Here is a 13,957-nt window from a genome sequence, read left to right as displayed (position 1 = left end):
CGCGCTGCGTGTCGCGAGCAAGCGGCTGCCGATTCTCGTGCTCGGCGAAACCGGTGCGGGGAAGGAAGTGTTCGCGCGCGCGATCCACGACGCCGGCGCGCGGCGCGCGCGGCCGTTCATCGCGGTCAACTGCGGCGCGCTGCCGGAAGCGCTGATCGAGAGCGAACTGTTCGGCTATGCGGCCGGCGCGTTCACCGGTGCACGCAAGCACGGCGCGCGCGGCAAGATCGCACTTGCCGACGGCGGCACGCTGTTCCTCGACGAAATCGGCGACATGCCGCTCGCGCTGCAGACGCGCCTGTTGCGCGTGCTCGCCGATGGCGAGGTCGTGCCGCTCGGCAGCGATACGCCCGTACGCGTCGATCTCGACGTGATCTGCGCGACGCACCGCGATCTCGCACGCATGGTGGCCGACGGCACGTTCCGCGAGGACCTGTACTACCGGCTGAGCGGCGCGACGTTCGAACTGCCGCCGCTGCGCGAACGCGCGGACGTGCGCGACGTGATTGCCGCCGTATTCACCGAGGAGGCGCAGGCGACCGGCCACGTGCTGACGCTCGATGCAACGCTTGCCGAACAGCTCGCCGCATACCCGTGGCCCGGCAACGTGCGGCAGTTGCGCAACGTGCTGCGCTATGCGTGCGCGGTGTGCGACGCCGCGCGCGTGACGCGGCACGACCTGCCGGCCGATATCGCCGCGCAGCTCGGCGGCGCATCGCCCGGCACGCTGCCTGACGACGAACGTGGCCGCATCGTCGCGGCGCTCACCGCGCATCGCTGGCGGCCCGACGCGGCCGCGCAGGCGCTCGGCATCTCGCGCGCGACGCTGTACCGGCGCATCGCGAAGCACCGGATCGTCGCGCCGCACCGCGCATGACGCGCGAGCGCGCTCCATCATGAGGCCTGCCCGGCCGCTTCGTTCGCCTCTCCTGCCTTGCCGGCCGCTTCGTCCCGCCGCGCGAACACCTCGTGCGCGGCGAACAGCGCGTTGAGCGCGGCCGGGAAACCCGCGTATACGGCCATCTGCATGAAGACCTCGACGATCTCGTCGCGCGTGCAGCCGACGTTCAGCGCGGCCTCGATATGTACCTTCAACTGCGGCTGCGCATTGCCGAGCGCGGCCAGCGCCGCGATCGTCGCGATTTCGCGCGCTTTCAGGTCGAGCTGCGGCCGGCTGTAGATGTCGCCGAAGCCGAACTCGACGATCAGCCGCCCGAAATCCGGCGCGATCGGCGCGAGGGCCGCGATCACGCGCTCGCCCACTTCACCGTCGATTTCCTTCAGTTTGTTCCAGCCGCGCGTATAGCGGTCTTCAACGAGTCGTTCCATTGTGTCCGTCCTGTTCCGATGGAGAGTGAGAAGGTTTTGCCCGTCGTGCCATTTCCCGCTCCTGTGCCTCATAGTTCACGATCTTGTCGCTGATCACGTCGAGGCTCGCCTGCAGCTCCGCGATATGCGCGCGCACCGCGTCGTGATGTGCGACCAGCAGGCTGCGCCGCGCACCGAAGGTCGACTCGCCTTGCGCGCGCAGTGCCGCGAATGCCTGCATCTGCACGATCGGCATGCCGGTCGCCTTCAGGCGCATCACGAACGCCAGCCAGTCAAGGTCGGCCGGTGCATACAGCCGGTGCCCGGCCGCAGTGCGCGAAATCGCGCGCAGCAGGCCGGCCTGCTCGTAGTACCGCAGCGTATGTGTCGACAGGCCGGTCATTTCGGCGACCTGGCCGATCGTCAGCGGGCCGGCGGAGGAAGATTGGGATACGGTTTTCGACATGGCAGGAACAAGGTTAGGAGTTAGAGTTCACTCTAAGTCAAGCCCTGTCGAACAGCCAGTGCGACGATCATCGGCCGCCCCCCGGCAACACCGTAAAGAATGGTCAAAATCGCCGCCCGGCGAGGGTTTCGGTCTTTACAGCGCCGCAAGCCTTCAGCAAGATTCGGTCAGCCTGTCTCAAAAAGGGCACGCATTTGTCCTATGCTTAACGGCGACGCCCGGCCAGGTTGCGCCCCGTCGTCCGTTGCAACAGCCATTCATCCGTCAGAACCAGGGAGCCCTTGCCATGCTGAAAAAGCTGCTGATGCTGTTCGTTGCGCTATCGCTGTCGCTCGCCGCAGGCCTTGCGGCGGCTGTCGAAGTCAACACGGCTGACCAGGCCGCGCTCGAAGCCGTGAAGGGTCTCGGGCCCGTGAAGTCGAAGGCCATCATCGACGAACGCACCAAGAACGGCCCGTACAAGGACGCGGACGATCTCGCGAACCGCGTGAAGGGCCTCGGCACGAAGTCGGTCGGGCATCTCGAGGAAAACGGCCTGACGATCGGCGGCTCGTCGACGCCGCCGAAGGGCGTGAAGCTGTCGAAGCCGGCCGCGACGACATCGGCGACCACGTCGGCAGGCACTGCGTCGACGTCCACGACCGCGACGGCCGGTACGACGGCCACGGCACCGGCACCGGCGGCCAGCGCACCGGATGCGGCGGCGAAGCCGGCCAAGGCCAAGCGCGCGTCGAAGAAGGAAAAGGCAGCCGCGGCAGCGGCGGCATCCGCCGATGCGGGTGCGAGCGCACCGGCCGCAGCGTCGTCGGCAAAAGCAACGAAGGGTTCGAAGAAGAAAAGCAAGAAGGACAAGGCAGCCTCCGCCGCCGCGGCGTCGGGCGCCTGATGTGCGCCGCGCGCGCGACGGCGTGCGCGCGGCATTCGTTCAACGGGCGCCCCGATCGTGGCGCCCTTATCGGTAAAGGTGAAGAACCATGGGTCTCCTCGACATCGTTGGCGGTCTGCTCGGCGGCCAGGCCGGCGGCAACTCGCAAAGCGCGCTGATCACGACCGCGCTCGAATTCATCAACAACCAGCCGGGTGGCCTGAATGGCCTGATCGAGAAGTTCAAGGCAGGCGGCGCCGGCGACATCATCGGCTCGTGGGTCGGTACCGGCCAGAACCAGCCGATCTCGCCGGACGCACTGCAGAACGTGCTCGGCTCGGACGCGATCGGTGCGCTCGCGAGCAAGTTCGGCGTCGATCCGTCGATGGCCTCGACCGTCCTCGCGCAAGTGCTGCCGCACGTCGTCAACCACGCGACGCCGGACGGCGCGGTGCCGGCCGACGGCCAGGCCCAGGTCGACCCGTCGAACTTGCTCGGCTCGCTGTCGCAGATCGCCGGCATGTTCGGCGGCAACAAGCAGGGCTGAAGCGCTGCGTCGTTGCGACGCTCCATAAGCAAACACCCCGCCGAGGCGGGGTGTTTGTTTTTGCGCGCCCGGCGCGAACCGGGCGTGCGGCCGATCACCGGCGATCAGTGCACGACGCGGTCGAACACGAACTTGCCGTCGTTGACGTCGACCGGGATCACGTCCTTCGGACCGAAGCGGCCCGCGAGGATCAGCTTCGCGACCGGGTTCTCGATCTCCTGCTGGATCGCGCGCTTCAGCGGCCGCGCGCCGAACAGCGGATCGTAGCCGACCTTGCCGATCTGTTCGAGCGCCGCTTCCGACACGTCGAGCGCCATGTCGAGCTTCGCGAGCCGGTCGTGCAGGCGGGCGAGCTGGATCTTCGCGATCGACTCGATGTTGCTGCGGTCGAGCGCATGGAACACGACGACGTCGTCGATCCGGTTCAGGAACTCGGGGCGGAAATGCTGCTTCACCTCGAGCCACACGGCGTCCTTGATCTCGTCCTGCGGCGCACCCGTCATCGCCTGGATCACCTGCGAGCCGAGGTTCGACGTCATCACGATCACCGTGTTCTTGAAGTCGACCGTGCGCCCCTGCCCGTCCGTCATGCGGCCGTCGTCGAGCACCTGCAGCAGCACGTTGAACACGTCCGGGTGCGCCTTCTCGATCTCGTCGAGCAGGATCACGCTGTACGGCTTGCGGCGCACGGCTTCCGTCAGGTAGCCGCCTTCCTCGTAGCCGACATAGCCCGGCGGCGCGCCGATCAGCCGCGCGACGCTGTGCTTCTCCATGAACTCGCTCATGTCGATGCGGATCAGGTGCTCTTCCGAATCGAACAGGAACGACGCCAGCGCCTTGCACAGCTCGGTCTTGCCGACACCCGTCGGGCCGAGGAACAGGAACGAGCCGTACGGACGGTTCGGATCGGCGAGACCGGCGCGCGAACGGCGGATCGCGTCGGCCACCGCGCTGATCGCCTCGTGCTGGCCGACCACGCGCTCATGCAGCTTTTCCTCGATGTGCAGCAGCTTCTCGCGTTCGCCCTGCATCATCCGCGACACCGGAATCCCGGTCGAACGCGACACGACTTCCGCGATTTCCTCGGCGCCGACCTGCGTGCGCAGCAGGCGCGGACGCGTCGGGTTGTGCTGCTCCTGCTCTTCGGCCTGCGTGACCTGCTTCAGTTGCGCCTCGAGCTGCGGCAGCTTGCCGTACTGCAGCTCGGCAACCTTCTCCAGCTTGCCGTCGCGCTGCAGCCGTGCGATGTCCGCACGCACCTTCTCGATCTCTTCCTTCAGCTGCGCACTGCCCTGCACCGCGGCCTTTTCGGCGGTCCAGATCTCCTCGAGGTCCGCGTATTCGCGGCCGAGGCGATCGATCTCTTCCTCGATCAGCTGCAGGCGCTTCTGCGATGCTTCGTCCTGCTCCTTCTTCACGGCTTCGCGCTCGATCTTCAGCTGGATCAGACGACGGTCGAGCTTGTCCATCTCTTCGGGCTTCGAATCGATTTCCATCTTGATCTTCGAAGCGGCTTCGTCGATCAGGTCGATGGCCTTGTCGGGCAGGAAGCGGTCGGTGATGTAGCGGTGCGACAGCTCGGCCGCGGCAACGATTGCCGGGTCGGTGATGTCGACGCCGTGGTGCAGTTCGTACTTCTCCTGCAGCCCGCGCAGGATCGCGATCGTCGCCTCGACGCTCGGCTCGTCGACGAGCACCTTCTGGAAGCGGCGCTCGAGTGCTGCATCCTTCTCGATGTACTTGCGGTATTCGTCGAGCGTGGTCGCGCCGATGCAGTGCAGCTCGCCGCGCGACAGCGCCGGCTTCAGCATGTTGCCCGCATCCATCGCACCTTCGGCCTTGCCCGCGCCGACCATCGTGTGGATTTCGTCGATGAAGACGATCGTCTGGCCTTCGTCCTTCGCGATGTCGTTGAGCACCGCCTTCAGGCGCTCCTCGAATTCACCGCGATACTTCGCGCCCGCGAGCAGCGCGGCCATGTCGAGCGACAGCACGCGCTTGCCCTTCAGCGTCTCGGGCACTTCGCCGTTGACGATCCGCTGCGCGAGCCCTTCGACGATCGCCGTCTTGCCGACGCCCGGTTCGCCGATCAGCACCGGGTTGTTCTTGGTGCGGCGCTGCAGGATCTGGATCGAACGGCGGATTTCGTCGTCGCGGCCGATCACCGGATCGAGCTTGCCCGCACGGGCACGCTCGGTCAGGTCGACCGTGTATTTCTTCAGTGCCTCGCGCTGGCTTTCGGCGTCCTGGCTGTGCACCTGCGAGCCGCCGCGCACCGCGGCGATCGCGGCTTCCAGCGCCTTGCGCGTGAGGCCGTGCTGGCGCGCGAGCTTGCCGGCATCGCCCTTGTCGTCGGACGCGGCGAGCAGGAACATCTCGCTCGCGATGAACGTGTCGTTGAGCTTCTGCGCTTCCTTGTCGGCCTGGTTCAGCAGCCCGGCCAGTTCCCGGCCGATCTGGATGTCGCCACCCGTGCCCGTCACTTGCGGCAGACGCGAGATGGCCTCGTTCAGCGCGCCTTGCAGCGCCTGCACGTGAACGCCTGCGCGCGACATCAGCGAGCGGGCGGAACCGTCCTGCTGCGCGACCAGCGCCGCGAGAACGTGAACGGGTTCGATGTATTGATTGTCGCGGCCTGCCGCGAGGCTTTGCGCGTCCGCGAGTGCTTCCTGGAACTTGGTGGTGAGCTTGTCGATTCTCATTTTGTCGAGACCTCCAATTTTCGATTAACACCAAGATGAGGATGGTTATGCGGCTTTCAAGCGAAATTCGGGTTGATTCAGCGCAAAAAATGCGGGATATCCTCGAAGCGGCCCGGAGCTGGGCTGCTACCGGATCGCGGGGCGCGGCGAGCGCGTGTCAGCCGGCCGTCGACGGCCGCTCGACGGTTGCAGGCGCGTCGTCCGTCGACGGTGCGGCACGCACGAGCACGACCGGACGGATGCCGAGCAACGCCGCGAGCGGCGAAGCCGGTTCGACCAGCTCGCCGAGCGTGTGACGGTCGAGTTCGGCGAAGAACGCATCGCGCGCGGCCGCCAGCACGCCCTTCAGGCGGCACTGCGGCTCGATCACGCAGCCGCGCGACTCGCCGTCGGCCGCAAAGCAGCCGACCAGCGCGAAATCGCTCTCGGTCGCGCGTACGACCTGGCCGACGGTCAGCTGCAGCGATTCGGGAAACAGCCGCAGCCCGCCGTTGCGGCCGCGAACGGTGTCGACCCATCCCAGCTCGCCGAGCTGCTGCACGACTTTCATCAGATGGTTCTTCGAGATTCCGTAGGCGTCCGAGATCTCCTGGATCGTCGCGAGTCCATCGCCGCGCACGGCAAGGTACAGCATCACGCGCAGCGAATAGTCGGTGTAGTCGGTGAGTCTCATGGGCGAATACGGAAAAGATCGATCGTGCCCCGATCACGTGGGCCGGGCCGATCGGGATGCGCACGAGGCCGGTTGACGGCCCTGCTCCGCGACCCCGGGTTGCCGGGATGGCGCGCGCGCAATAAGATGCGTGACACTTGCACGTTTTTCAGGGGGTGTTGGACGCTATTTTGCGTCAAAATCCGGCCGGCGTCCTGCGCGATGCCCGCGCCGCCGCCCTGTCGTTGCCTATTTATCCCGGCCCTTTTGCCATGACCGCCCTGCCCGCCTCGCCCGATACCGTACCGGCCCGCCCTCGCGACACCGAGCCATCCGAAGAGAACATCCGCGATCTCGTCTACGCGTTCTACGACCGCGTGCGCGCCGATCCGCTGCTCGGGCCCGTGTTCGACGCGAAGCTGGCCGGCCGCTGGGACGATCACCTGCCGAAGATGGTCACGTTCTGGTCGAGCCTCGTGCTCGGCACCAAGGGCTATCGCGGCAACGTGCAGCAGGCGCACCAGCCGCTCGACGGGATCGAGCCGGCCCATTTCAGCCGCTGGCTGTCGCTGTTCCTGAAAACCGTCGAGACGCGCTACGCGCCGCCCGCGGCGATCCGCTTCATGGAGCCCGCGCTGCGGATCGCGCAGAGCCTGCAGTTGAGCCGGTTCGGCTGGGACTACTCGATTCCGCCCGAGCAGCAGGCGCTGCTCGACGCGATCGCGCCGCGCCGTCGCGACGCGGGTGACGACCCTCACGCGTTGCCGTCGCGTACCCGCGGCGAGCCGTTTCCGACGAAGATCATCGGGCGCAGCAGCGATCCGGACGTGTAACGGATAGCCGTCAGGCGCGACGTTTGCGCGCACGCGGCACATCGCCGCATCACGCGGACGCCGCACTCAACGCCGCGTATTGCCCGATTCGATCCCCCAGCGCGCGAGCGCGGCATCGTCGGTGCTGCGCGCGTCGACCCAGCGCTCGCCATCCGGCGTCGTTTCCTTCTTCCAGAACGGCGCTTCGGTCTTCAGGTAGTCCATCACGAACTCGCATGACGCGAACGCATCGCCGCGGTGCGACGCAACCGTTGCGACCATCACGATCTGGTCGAGCGGCAAAAGCCTGCCGACGCGATGCACGATCGCGACGTCGATGCCGGGCCAGCGCCGGCCGGCCTCGGCGGCGATCTTCTCGAGCGCCTTCTCGGTCATCCCCGGATAGTGCTCGAGCTCCATCGCGGCAACCGAATCGCCTTCGTTCAGATCGCGCACGGTGCCGACGAAGCACGCGACCGCGCCGATCTTCGGGTTGCGTGCGCGCAGTGCCGCGACTTCGGCGTTCAGATCGAAGTCGCCGGTCTGGATTCGTACCGTTGCCATCGCCGTTGCCTCAACCGCCCGTCACCGGCGGAAAGAACGCGACTTCGCAGCCCTCGGTGAGCCGCGTGTCGGGATCGGTCATCTCGTGATTGCACGCCATGCGCAGTGCGCGCCCTTCCGCGAGCGTCTCGGCCCACGCACCGCCGCGCACGCGCAGCCACGCGCGCACGTCGCCCACGGTCGTGACGCTGTCCGGCACATCGGCCTGCTCGTCGGCGACGCCCAGTGCCTCGCGTACGCTTGCAAAAAATTTCAGCTGAATCTTCATGGTTCGGGAAGCCGTCGCGTTACGACAGCAGTTCGGAAAACGGAATGAAGCGCACGGTCTCGCCGGCGCTGATCGCGTGCTGCGGCGGATTGTCGATCAGGCCATCGCCCCACACCGTCGAAGTCAGCACCGCCGAGCTCTGGTTCGGGAACAGGTCGAGGCCGCCGGCCGCGTTCACGCGCGCACGCAGGAATTCGTTGCGCCGGTCGCCCTTGCCTTGCGAAAAGTCGGCGCGCAGCGACAGCGCACGCGGCGCGACGTCGCGCACGCCGGACAGGCGCAGCAGGAACGGCCGCACGAACAGCAGGAACGTGACGAAGCTCGACACCGGGTTGCCGGGCAGCCCGATGAAGTGCGCATCGGGACGATCGTCGCCACGGCGCACCGCGCCGTAGGCCAGCGGCTTGCCGGGCTTCATCGCGATCTGCCACAGCGCGAGCCGCCCTTCGGCCTCGACGGCCGGCTTCACGTGATCCTCGTCGCCGACCGACACGCCGCCGCTCGTCAGGATCACGTCGTGATCGCGCGCGGCCGCGCGCAGCGTGTCGCGCGTCGCGGCGAGCGAATCGGGCACGATGCCGTAGTCGGTCACGTGGCAGCCGAGCCGTTCCAGCAGGCCGCGCAGCGTGAAGCGGTTCGAGTTGTAGATCGCGCCGGGCTTCAGCGGCTCGCCGGGCATCGTCAATTCGTCGCCGGTGAAGAACACCGCGACGCGAATCCGCCGCGCGACCGGCAATTGCGCGCAGCCGACCGACGCGGCCAGGCCGAGCGCCTGCGGCGTGAGCCGCGTGCCGGCCGGCAGGATCACCGAGCCCTCCCGGATATCCGCGCCCTGCGCGGTAATCCATTCACCGGCCTTCGGCGTATGCAGGATCTCGACCGCATCGCCGTCGGCCGACGTCTGCTCCTGCATCACGACGGCGTCGGCGCCGGGCGGCACCGTCGCGCCGGTGAAGATCCGCGCGGCCGTGCCGGCTGCGAGCGGCACGGCAGGATGACCGGCCGGAATGCGCTGCGACACCGGCAAGCGCCGCTCGCCGTGCAGCAGGTCGGCGACGCGCACCGCATAACCGTCCATCGCGCTCGTATGCATCGGCGGCACGTCGAGCGGCGAGCTCACGTCGGCCGCCAGCACGCGGCCGAGCGCGTCGAGCGTGGCGACGGTTTCGACGCCGGGCAACGGCTTCGCGGCATCGAGCAGCGCGGCAAGTGCCTCGGCAGTCGACAGCATCGGCGCGCGCGGCGCCGCGGGATTCGGGTTCGACATCGATGGAATCGGGGATCGTTGGATTCAATACGTCATTGTAGCGACGCCGTCGCGCGGGCGTGCGATATGGCAGACATGCGGAAACTGTGATTCGCGCGAACGCGCGGGTCTGGCACTTGTTTCGCGCGCGGTGCGGCGGCAGCCGCGCGGCGGGCTGCCGAACGCGTGCGCAACGCGGCACCGCCAAACGAAACGGCCGGAACCCCGATCCGTTCGACGAATCGGCATTCCGGCCGTCCTGCGCAGCCGGGCTCGCGGCCCGGCCTGCGTCACACGCCCGTATGGGCGGCGATGAAGTCCTTCACCTGCTGCGCGTCGGCCTTCACGACCTCGAAACGCTGCGGCAACGCCTCGAGCCCGTCGAATGCGGCCGGACGCTCGGCTTCGCGATCGAGTGCTTCACGGATCGTCTCGCCGAACTTGATCGGCTGCGCCGTCTCGAGCACGACCATCGGCACGCCGGCATCCAGATGCTCGCGCGCGACCTTCACGCCGTCGGCCGTGTGCGTATCGATCATCGTGTCGTAGCGCGAGAACACGTCGCGGATCGTCGCGATGCGGTCCGTGTGGCTGCTGCGGCCCGACACGAAACCGAACTCGGCGACGCGCGCGAAATCGCCGCTCGCCGCGAGATCGAACCCGCCCTTCTCCTCGACGTCGCGGAACAGCTGCATCACGCGCGCCGGATCGCGGCCGAGCAGGTCGAACACGAAGCGCTCGAAGTTCGACGCCTTCGAGATATCCATGCTCGGGCTGCTCGTGTGATACGTGTTCTCCGCGCTGCGCACGCGATACGCGCCCGTGCGGAAGAACTCGTCGAGCACGTCGTTCTCGTTGGTCGCGACCACGAGTTTCGCGATCGGCAGGCCCATCATCCGCGCGATGTGGCCCGCGCACACGTTGCCGAAGTTGCCCGACGGCACCGTGAACGACACGCGCTCGTCGTTGGATTGCGTGGCCGCGAAATAGCCCTTGAAGTAGTACACGACCTGCGCGACGACACGCGCCCAGTTGATCGAGTTGACCGTGCCGATCTTCTGCCGCGCCTTGAACGCGTGATCGTTCGAAACGGCCTTCACGATGTCCTGGCAGTCGTCGAACACGCCTTCGACCGCGAGGTTGAAGATGTTCGGATCCTGCAGGCTGAACATCTGGGCCGTCTGGAACGCACTCATCTTCTTGTGCGGCGACAGCATGAACACGCGCACGCCGGCCTTGCCGCGCATCGCGTATTCGGCCGCGCTGCCGGTGTCGCCGGACGTCGCGCCGAGAATGTTCAGCGTCTGCCCGTGCTTCGCGAGCGTGTACTCGAACAGGTTGCCGAGCAACTGCATCGCCATGTCCTTGAACGCGAGCGTCGGGCCATTCGACAGTTCGAGCAGCGAGATCGGCGCGCCGTTTTCGGTACCGAGCGTCTTCAGCGGTGTGATGTCGGACGCGTTCTCGCCGTGCCGCGTGTTGCGGTACACGTCGGCCGTGTACGTGCGGCGCGTAATCGCGCGCAGGTCGTCGGCCGGCACGTCGTCGCAGAACTTCGACAGGATCTCGAATGCGAGATCCGCGTACGACAGCGTGCGCCAGCGCGCGAGCTCGTCGGCGGACACCGTCGGATACTCGGCCGGCAGGTAGAGCCCGCCGTCCTTCGCGAGGCCGCCGAGCAGGATGTCGGAGAACGTGTGGCGCTCGCCGATGCCGGCGCCGCGCGTGGAGATGTAGTTCATGTCGTCCTCAGCTCAGTTCAGCGCTTCCATGCGCAGCTTCGTCACCTTCGATACCACCGTCGCGAGGCTCTCGATCTGCGCGATCGCCGCATTCACGTTCTTCTCGAGCGTGACGTGCGTGATCAGGATGATGTCGGTTTCGCCGTTCGCGTCGTCGACCTGCTCCGATTCCTTCTGCAGCAGCGCGTCGATCGAGATGCCCGAGGCGGCGAGAATGCGCGTGATGTCGGCCAGCACGCCCGTCTGGTCGGCGACGCGCAGGCGCAGGTAGTAGCCGCTCGTCACTTCTTCGATCGGCAGGATCGGCGTGTTCGACAGGCTGTCGGGCTGGAACGCGAGATGCGGCACGCGATGCTCGGGGTCCGCCGTGTGCAGGCGCGTGACGTCGACGAGATCCGCGACCACGGCCGATGCGGTCGGCTCCGCGCCCGCGCCCTTGCCGTAGTACAGCGTCGTGCCGACCGCGTCGCCGTGCACGACGACCGCGTTCATCGCGCCCTCGACGTTCGCGAGCAGGCGCTTCTCCGGGATCAGCGTCGGGTGCACGCGCAGCTCGATGCCGTTCTCGGCGCGGCGCGTGATGCCCAGCAGCTTGATCCGGTAGCCGAGCTCTTCCGCGTAGCGGATGTCGGTCGCGTCGAGCTTGCTGATGCCCTCGACGTACGCGCGGTCGAACTGCACCGGCACGCCGAACGCGATCGCGCTCATGATCGTGGCCTTGTGCGCGGCGTCGACGCCTTCGATGTCGAAGGTCGGATCGGCTTCCGCGTAGCCGAGCTCCTGCGCAGCCTTCAGCGCGGTCGCGAAGTCGAGCCCGCGATCGCGCATTTCCGACAGGATGTAGTTGGTCGTGCCGTTGATGATGCCCGCGATGTACTGGATGCGGTTCGCGGTCAGGCCTTCGCGCAGCGCCTTGATGATCGGGATGCCGCCGGCGACGGCCGCCTCGAACGCGACCATCACGCCCTTCGCGCGCGCGGCCTCGAAGATCTCGGTGCCGTGCACCGCGAGCAGCGCCTTGTTGGCCGTCACGACATGCTTGCCGTTCGAGATCGCGCGCAGCACGAGTTCGCGCGCGATGCCCGTACCGCCGATCATCTCGGCGATGATCGCGATCGACGGGTCGTCGACGACCGCGTTGAAATCGTCGGTGATCTGCGCGGCGCCGGCGTCGCCGCCGAGCGCAGCCAGCGCCTTGGCCGGGTTGCGCACCGCAATGCGCGTCACCTCGATGCCGCGCCCCGCGCGTCGCTTGATTTCTTCCTGGTTGCGGCCCAGCACCGTGAAGGTGCCGCTGCCCACCGTGCCGAAGCCCAACAGGCCAACTTTGATCGGTTCCATGCTGCGTGTGATCGTATGAGTAAGAAGTAGTGAGTTCCGTGTGGCCCTGCCGCTCAGGCCGAATGGCGCTTGCGGTAGCCGTCGAGGAAGCGTGCGATCCGGTTGATCGAATCGGTCAGGTCGTCGAGGTTCGGCAGGAAGACCACGCGGAAGTGATCCGGCGTCGTCCAGTTGAAGCCCGTGCCCTGCACGAGCAGCACGCGCTCCTCGAGCAACAGGTCGAGAATGAACTGCTGGTCGTTCCGGATCGGATAAAGCTTCGGGTCGAGGCGCGGGAACATGTACAGCGCCGCCTGCGGCTTCACGCAGGTCACGCCCGGAATCGACGTGAGCATGTCGTACGCGAGCTCGCGCTGCTTGTACAGGCGCCCGCTCGGCACGATCAGCTCGTTGATGCTCTGGTAGCCGCCGAGCGCCGTCTGGATCGCGAACTGCCCGGGCACGTTCGCGCACAGGCGCATCGACGACAGGATGCCGAGCCCCTCGAGATAATCGTTCGCGCGCCGGCGGTTGTCGCCGCCGAGGCCCGACACGGCCATCCAGCCCGCGCGGTAGCCGCACGAGCGATAGCTCTTCGACAGGCTGTTGAACGTGACGGTGATCACGTCCTCCGACAGCGAACCCAGTGCCGTGTGCTCGAGGCCGTCGTAGACGATCTTGTCGTACACCTCGTCGGCAAACACGATCAGCCCGTGCTGGCGCGCGATCTCGAGCAGTTCGAGCAGCAATTCGTCCGAATAAAGCGCGCCCGTCGGGTTGTTCGGGTTGATCACGACGATCGCCTTCGTGTTCGGCGTGATCTTGCGGCGGATGTCGTCGAGATCGGGCATCCACGCGTTCTGCTCGTCGCAGATGTAATGCACCGGCGTGCCACCCGACAGGCTGACCGCCGCCGTCCACAGCGGGTAGTCGGGCGCGGGCAGCAGCACTTCGTCGCCGTCGTTCAGCAGCGCCTGGGTCGCCATCACGATCAGCTCGGATGCGCCGTTGCCGATGTAGATGTCGTCGAGGCCGACGCCCACGACGCCCTTTTCCTGCGTGTAGTGCATCACGGCCTTGCGCGCCGAGAACACGCCCTTCGAATCCGAATAGCCCGACGACGTCGGCAGGTTGCGGATCATGTCCTGGATGATCTCGTCCGGCGCATCGAAACCGAACGGCGCGAGGTTGCCGATGTTCAGCTTGATGATGCGGTGGCCTTCTTCCTCGAGGCGCTTTGCGTGCTCGAGCACCGGGCCACGGATGTCGTAGCAGACGTTGAGCAGCTTGTTCGACTTCTGAATCGGTTTCACGACGACACGGTTCCTGGGTTGGCCTTGCGGCCGGGGGGACGGGATCAAAACTGGAAAGCGGCCGGTCTGTGCGCGCTGTCTAGACTGGGAAAAAGCGGGCGGTCGGGCGCGGCTTGTGGCGACGCGCGACGCAAGTGGCGCCCGGGGGCGAC

Annotated in this window: 14 protein-coding genes; 4 read left to right on the top strand and 10 right to left on the bottom strand. The window is 67.0% G+C overall.

Going from position 1 to position 13,957, the window contains the following annotated elements; translation table 11 throughout:
* A partial coding sequence (locus G3N64_RS28545) for a sigma 54-interacting transcriptional regulator (protein ID WP_205787004.1) occupies nucleotides 1-877 on the top strand: 877 nt, incomplete at its 5' end.
* A 17-nt stretch (nucleotides 878-894) separates the two neighbouring features.
* Here the strand turns inward: G3N64_RS28545 and G3N64_RS28540 are convergent.
* Both G3N64_RS28540 and G3N64_RS28535 read right to left on the bottom strand, forming a co-directional pair.
* Complete coding sequence (locus tag G3N64_RS28540) at nucleotides 895-1,329, bottom strand: carboxymuconolactone decarboxylase family protein (protein WP_205787002.1); 435 nt, start codon at nucleotides 1,327-1,329, stop codon at nucleotides 895-897.
* Nucleotides 1,313-1,774: a MerR family transcriptional regulator gene (locus G3N64_RS28535; protein ID WP_205787001.1), complete on the bottom strand. Its 462-nt coding sequence runs from the start codon at nucleotides 1,772-1,774 to the stop codon at nucleotides 1,313-1,315. The genes G3N64_RS28540 and G3N64_RS28535 overlap by 17 nt, the downstream gene beginning before the upstream one ends.
* 286 nt (nucleotides 1,775-2,060) lie before the next feature.
* Between G3N64_RS28535 and G3N64_RS28530 the strand changes: the two genes are divergently transcribed.
* Together G3N64_RS28530 and G3N64_RS28525 are read left to right on the top strand one after the other, a co-directional pair.
* The gene (locus G3N64_RS28530) at nucleotides 2,061-2,660 is read left to right on the top strand and encodes a helix-hairpin-helix domain-containing protein (RefSeq protein WP_205787000.1); all 600 of its coding nucleotides are present in this window, start codon (nucleotides 2,061-2,063) and stop codon (nucleotides 2,658-2,660) included.
* 88 nt (nucleotides 2,661-2,748) lie between these two features.
* Complete coding sequence (locus G3N64_RS28525) at nucleotides 2,749-3,186, top strand: YidB family protein (protein ID WP_205786999.1); 438 nt, start codon at nucleotides 2,749-2,751, stop codon at nucleotides 3,184-3,186.
* A 104-nt stretch (nucleotides 3,187-3,290) separates the two neighbouring features.
* Here the strand turns inward: G3N64_RS28525 and clpB are convergent, their stop codons facing one another.
* Together clpB and G3N64_RS28515 are read right to left on the bottom strand one after the other, a co-directional pair.
* Nucleotides 3,291-5,888, bottom strand: coding sequence for an ATP-dependent chaperone ClpB (clpB, locus tag G3N64_RS28520; RefSeq protein ID WP_205786998.1), 2,598 nt, complete (start codon nucleotides 5,886-5,888; stop codon nucleotides 3,291-3,293).
* Nucleotides 5,889-6,045: 157 nt separating this feature from the next.
* The gene (locus G3N64_RS28515; RefSeq protein WP_205786997.1) at nucleotides 6,046-6,561 is read right to left on the bottom strand and encodes an Rrf2 family transcriptional regulator; all 516 of its coding nucleotides are present in this window, start codon (nucleotides 6,559-6,561) and stop codon (nucleotides 6,046-6,048) included.
* 251 nt (nucleotides 6,562-6,812) lie between these two features.
* Between G3N64_RS28515 and G3N64_RS28510 the strand changes: the two genes are divergently transcribed.
* Nucleotides 6,813-7,373 (top strand): group III truncated hemoglobin, encoded by a 561-nt coding sequence (locus G3N64_RS28510; RefSeq protein WP_205786996.1) that lies wholly within the window; start codon nucleotides 6,813-6,815, stop codon nucleotides 7,371-7,373.
* A gap of 66 nt (nucleotides 7,374-7,439) precedes the next feature.
* Here G3N64_RS28510 and G3N64_RS28505 read toward each other — a convergent pair whose 3' ends face one another.
* The 6 genes from G3N64_RS28505 to G3N64_RS28480 form a co-directional block, all read right to left on the bottom strand.
* Complete coding sequence (locus tag G3N64_RS28505; protein ID WP_205786994.1) at nucleotides 7,440-7,916, bottom strand: molybdenum cofactor biosynthesis protein MoaE; 477 nt, start codon at nucleotides 7,914-7,916, stop codon at nucleotides 7,440-7,442.
* A gap of 10 nt (nucleotides 7,917-7,926) precedes the next feature.
* Nucleotides 7,927-8,184, bottom strand: coding sequence for a molybdopterin converting factor subunit 1 (gene moaD, locus G3N64_RS28500; protein WP_011352296.1), 258 nt, complete (start codon nucleotides 8,182-8,184; stop codon nucleotides 7,927-7,929).
* Nucleotides 8,185-8,203: 19 nt separating this feature from the next.
* Nucleotides 8,204-9,451 carry a gephyrin-like molybdotransferase Glp gene (glp, locus tag G3N64_RS28495; protein WP_205786992.1) on the bottom strand — a complete coding sequence of 416 codons (1,248 nt, stop codon included), beginning with the start codon at nucleotides 9,449-9,451 and terminating at the stop codon, nucleotides 8,204-8,206.
* Nucleotides 9,452-9,720: 269 nt separating this feature from the next.
* Nucleotides 9,721-11,172, bottom strand: a complete 1,452-nt coding sequence (thrC, locus tag G3N64_RS28490) for a threonine synthase (RefSeq protein WP_205786990.1) — start codon at nucleotides 11,170-11,172, stop codon at nucleotides 9,721-9,723.
* A 12-nt stretch (nucleotides 11,173-11,184) separates the two neighbouring features.
* Entirely contained in the window at nucleotides 11,185-12,513 is a 1,329-nt protein-coding gene (locus G3N64_RS28485; RefSeq protein ID WP_205786988.1) for a homoserine dehydrogenase, read from the bottom strand.
* 53 nt (nucleotides 12,514-12,566) lie between these two features.
* Nucleotides 12,567-13,805, bottom strand: coding sequence for a pyridoxal phosphate-dependent aminotransferase (locus G3N64_RS28480; protein ID WP_205786986.1), 1,239 nt, complete (start codon nucleotides 13,803-13,805; stop codon nucleotides 12,567-12,569).
* Nucleotides 13,806-13,957: the final 152 nt, after the last annotated feature.

The sequence above is a fragment of the Burkholderia sp. Ac-20344 genome, assembly GCF_017104975.1.
In the GTDB taxonomy this organism is placed as follows: Bacteria; Pseudomonadota; Gammaproteobacteria; order Burkholderiales; family Burkholderiaceae; genus Burkholderia.
This window is presented reverse-complemented; position numbering and strand designations above follow the sequence as displayed.

Coding starts and splice junctions, on each gene's coding strand:
- G3N64_RS28530 (WP_205787000.1), top strand. CDS start 2,061: ATGCTGAAAAAGCTGCTGATGCTGTTCGTTGCGCTATCGCTGTCGCTC.
- clpB (WP_205786998.1), bottom strand. CDS start 5,888: ATGAGAATCGACAAGCTCACCACCAAGTTCCAGGAAGCACTCGCGGAC.
- G3N64_RS28485 (WP_205786988.1), bottom strand. CDS start 12,513: ATGGAACCGATCAAAGTTGGCCTGTTGGGCTTCGGCACGGTGGGCAGC.
- thrC (WP_205786990.1), bottom strand. CDS start 11,172: ATGAACTACATCTCCACGCGCGGCGCCGGCATCGGCGAGCGCCACACG.
- G3N64_RS28510 (WP_205786996.1), top strand. CDS start 6,813: ATGACCGCCCTGCCCGCCTCGCCCGATACCGTACCGGCCCGCCCTCGC.
- G3N64_RS28535 (WP_205787001.1), bottom strand. CDS start 1,774: ATGTCGAAAACCGTATCCCAATCTTCCTCCGCCGGCCCGCTGACGATC.
- G3N64_RS28540 (WP_205787002.1), bottom strand. CDS start 1,329: ATGGAACGACTCGTTGAAGACCGCTATACGCGCGGCTGGAACAAACTG.
- G3N64_RS28525 (WP_205786999.1), top strand. CDS start 2,749: ATGGGTCTCCTCGACATCGTTGGCGGTCTGCTCGGCGGCCAGGCCGGC.
- moaD (WP_011352296.1), bottom strand. CDS start 8,184: ATGAAGATTCAGCTGAAATTTTTTGCAAGCGTACGCGAGGCACTGGGC.
- G3N64_RS28505 (WP_205786994.1), bottom strand. CDS start 7,916: ATGGCAACGGTACGAATCCAGACCGGCGACTTCGATCTGAACGCCGAA.
- glp (WP_205786992.1), bottom strand. CDS start 9,451: ATGTCGAACCCGAATCCCGCGGCGCCGCGCGCGCCGATGCTGTCGACT.
- G3N64_RS28515 (WP_205786997.1), bottom strand. CDS start 6,561: ATGAGACTCACCGACTACACCGACTATTCGCTGCGCGTGATGCTGTAC.